At 41.0% G+C, this 3,369-nt stretch carries 4 protein-coding genes; all 4 read left to right on the forward strand.

The features are described from left to right. A partial coding sequence (locus VN429_RS04010; protein ID WP_325630046.1) for an ABC transporter permease occupies positions 1-919 on the forward strand: 919 nt, incomplete at its 5' end. Between the two features lie 7 nt (positions 920-926). Next, the gene (locus VN429_RS04015) at positions 927-1,757 is read left to right on the forward strand and encodes an ABC transporter permease (protein ID WP_325630048.1); all 831 of its coding nucleotides are present in this window, start codon (positions 927-929) and stop codon (positions 1,755-1,757) included. Beyond that, entirely contained in the window at positions 1,754-2,698 is a 945-nt protein-coding gene (locus VN429_RS04020; RefSeq protein WP_325630050.1) for an ABC transporter ATP-binding protein, read from the forward strand. Before VN429_RS04015 ends, VN429_RS04020 begins: the two co-directional genes overlap by 4 nt. Further along, a partial coding sequence (locus tag VN429_RS04025; protein ID WP_325630052.1) for an ABC transporter ATP-binding protein occupies positions 2,683-3,369 on the forward strand: 687 nt, incomplete at its 3' end. The genes VN429_RS04020 and VN429_RS04025, both read left to right, overlap by 16 nt.

Raw genomic sequence — 3,369 nt, forward strand, 5'->3', positions numbered from 1 at the left:
CCGATATATCTGTTCTTTTATTGCAGTACTCCTGATAGTCTTTTTAATTCCAAGACTCATGCCCGGTGATCCGGTCATCAATCTGGTTGGGGAAGATGTAATATTGACCCAGTCAGTTATCGCTGAATTACATGCGAATTATGGTCTCGATAAACCGTTATATGAACAATTTTTTACATATTGCTCACATCTCTCCCGACTAGACTTAGGGTATTCATATCATATGCATGCACAGGTCCTTGATCTTCTCATAAGTCGTGTAGGGTGGACTCTGCTCTATGTTGGGATAGCAGTAATACTGGGGAGCATACTAGGAATCATAATCGGAGCATATTCTGGTTGGAGATCTGAAACATTACTCGCAAAAATATGTTCTGGATTAGCCCTGATAATATCCTCTACTCCTCCTTACCTGCTCGGTCTCTTCTTTCTGGTAGTATTCGTCTACCATCTGGGATGGTTCCCGTTTAAAGGACTCTATGATACCTTTACGATCACCAGTATTGCTCATCATATTGCATTGCCGGTTATCGTATTGACCCTATTTTATGCATCACGAAACCTTCTCATCATGCGGGGAACAACCATCACAGAAAAAAATCTGCTCTATCCTCAATTTGCCAAAGCCCTTGGAGTAACGGATACCGAGATCCTTAAAAGACATGTGAGAAGAAATGCCGTAATTCCTCTTATTACTCTTTTTGCATTGGATTTTGGTTTTCTTATATCAGGAGCCCTTTTTATTGAGATTGTTTTCTCGTTAAATGGTATGGGAAGTTTGATCTATGATGCAATTCAGCTTCGAGATTACCCTGTCCTGACCAGTTCATTTCTCATTATCTCCATTCTGGTGATCATTGCCAACATCATTGCTGATGTCATCATCCTCATGGTTGACCCGAGAGCACGGGAGGATTAAAATCAGAATGACTACCAAGCACCAAAATCTGAATATAAGCAAACCTCTCATTCTCTCTGTACTCATTTTACTGGCCTTCATCATTGCTGCTATGATCCCCCAGTATATCGCCCCATATAACCCGGATAAGAGATTTGTTCCATATCTATCTCCAAGTTCAGAGCACTTTCTTGGAACAGATGATGTAGGACATGATGTTTTTTCCCTGCTTGTGTATGGAACCAGGATTTCATTAATTATCGGTTTTTGTGCAGGAGGACTCTCAATGCTGATTGGAATATGGGTAGGGGTTATATCAGGGTACGTAAAAGGCAGAGTCGATGATATCCTGATGGGGATCACCGATATTGTATTAATAATACCTAAAATTCCGGTAATTATTGTAATAGCAGCATTTTTCAGGCCAAACATCTGGATTTTGATCTGTATTCTGGGTCTTTTTTCATGGGAAAGCACAGCACGGCTTGTCAGGGCCAAAACTCTTCAATTAAGTTCATCAGGATTTGTTCTTTCTGCAAGGTGTCTTGGATTTTCTCCTCATCATGTAATGCTCCGGGAGATCATTCCGGTAATTTATCCGATAATTCTTCCCAAAGGAATGCTCATTGTGGCCGGTGCAATGATATCAGAAGCATCGCTGTCATTTCTTGGGTTATCTGATCCCACCATGGAAAGCTGGGGAAAAATTATTTCAGATGCCTTTACTCACGGCGGATTTGTCAGAGAAATGTGGTGGTGGGTCATCCCTCCAGCTCTTTGCATAAGCCTTGTAATCATCTCATTTGTCAGAATAGGAATGATACATGAACAACCAGAGCATGAACGTGCATTTGAATGAGTCATAACAAGCCGGTATTACACATTAGTAATCTATCTGTGACGTTCAGGAATGAAAATGAGGCAATTAGAGCACTTCATGATTTCTCATGTTCTTTGTATGCCGGAGAATGCATAGCAGTAATTGGAGAATCTGGATGTGGAAAATCTGTTGCTGCACATGCTATTTTAAGATTATTTCCAGATAGCACAGAAATCACTGGATCAATTCAATTTGATTCACAGGAATTGATCACATGTTCAGAGTCTGGATTAAAGGAAATACGGGGAAAGAAAATCGGAATAATATATCAGAATCCTGACCGATCCTTAAACCCGATCTATACAATAGAAAGACAGATGAAAGAACCACTTAAGTCTCATAAAATCCGTGTTTCAGGACCCATGCGGGATCACATCATTAAAACTCTGAAAAGAGTAGGTTTTCCTGAACCATATCAGGCAATGATGCAGTACCCGTGCCAGAATTCAGGAGGAATGAATCAGAGAGCTGCTACATCTGTTGTACTAGGGCTTATGCCTGAAGTCATCATCGCTGATGAACCAACAAAGGGACTTGATAAAGAGCGGTTATTAGATATTGAATCCTGTCTCATGGAGATAAAAAAGCAAAATCAATCCCTTCTCCTTATCACCCATGATATTCCACTTGCAGAGCATATTGCAGATAACCTAATTGTGATGTATGCAGGACAGATCGTCGAAGCAGGACCTGCAAATGATGTATTGTCTTCTCCACTCCATCCTTACACAAAAGGGTTACTAAAGAGTCTTCCAAGGAACGGATTTATACCGATTGAAGGATCTGCACCACCTCTTTCGTCTCTTCCTCCGGGTTGTCGGTTTGCAAACCGGTGTGATTGTGCAACAGAGGTATGCACTCACCAATGCCCTGAAATAACTCTGACAGGTGCACGAGAGGTACGATGTCATCTGTGTTGATAACTGCAAAAGATATAACGAAATCCTATTCTTCTGGGTATTCGGGGACCAGGCATAAGGTATTATCTAAGTGTTCACTCACGATTCATCAAGGAGAAGTTGTTGGCCTCATCGGACCGTCAGGTTCTGGGAAAAGCACATTTGGGAGAATTTTATCAGGCCTTGATAAATCTGACAGTGGCTCAATTCAGTACAGGGACAAATCTCTCACATATACCATGTGGTCGCGTGATTACTCAATCAGAAGAAAAATTCAGGTTTTATTTCAGGATCCGGGAGGTACATTTAATCCGGTAAAAACCCTGAATAACTCGTTTTTACAAGTTCTCAAACTTCCCGGTGTAACACTTCCTGATGGAGGTATCACTTCAGTATTAGATGATATTGGGTTACATGAAGAGATTCTCTCACGTTTTCCTCATGAAATTTCAGGGGGACAGGCTCAACGGCTTGCTCTTGCCAGAATACTCCTTGTAAATCCTGACCTCATCATTCTTGATGAACCAACATCAGCATTGGATCTGTCAGTGCAGGCACAAATACTGCATCTGCTCAAACAAGTTAAAGAGAAGAGAAATATCTCATATCTTTTTATTTCCCATGATGAAGAAGTTCTTCAATTTATGTGTGACAGGATTGTCAAAATGGAGTCAGGTACCATTGTTCCATAC

The organism is Methanospirillum sp., from assembly GCF_035560735.1.
Lineage (GTDB): Archaea > Halobacteriota > Methanomicrobia > Methanomicrobiales > Methanospirillaceae > Methanospirillum.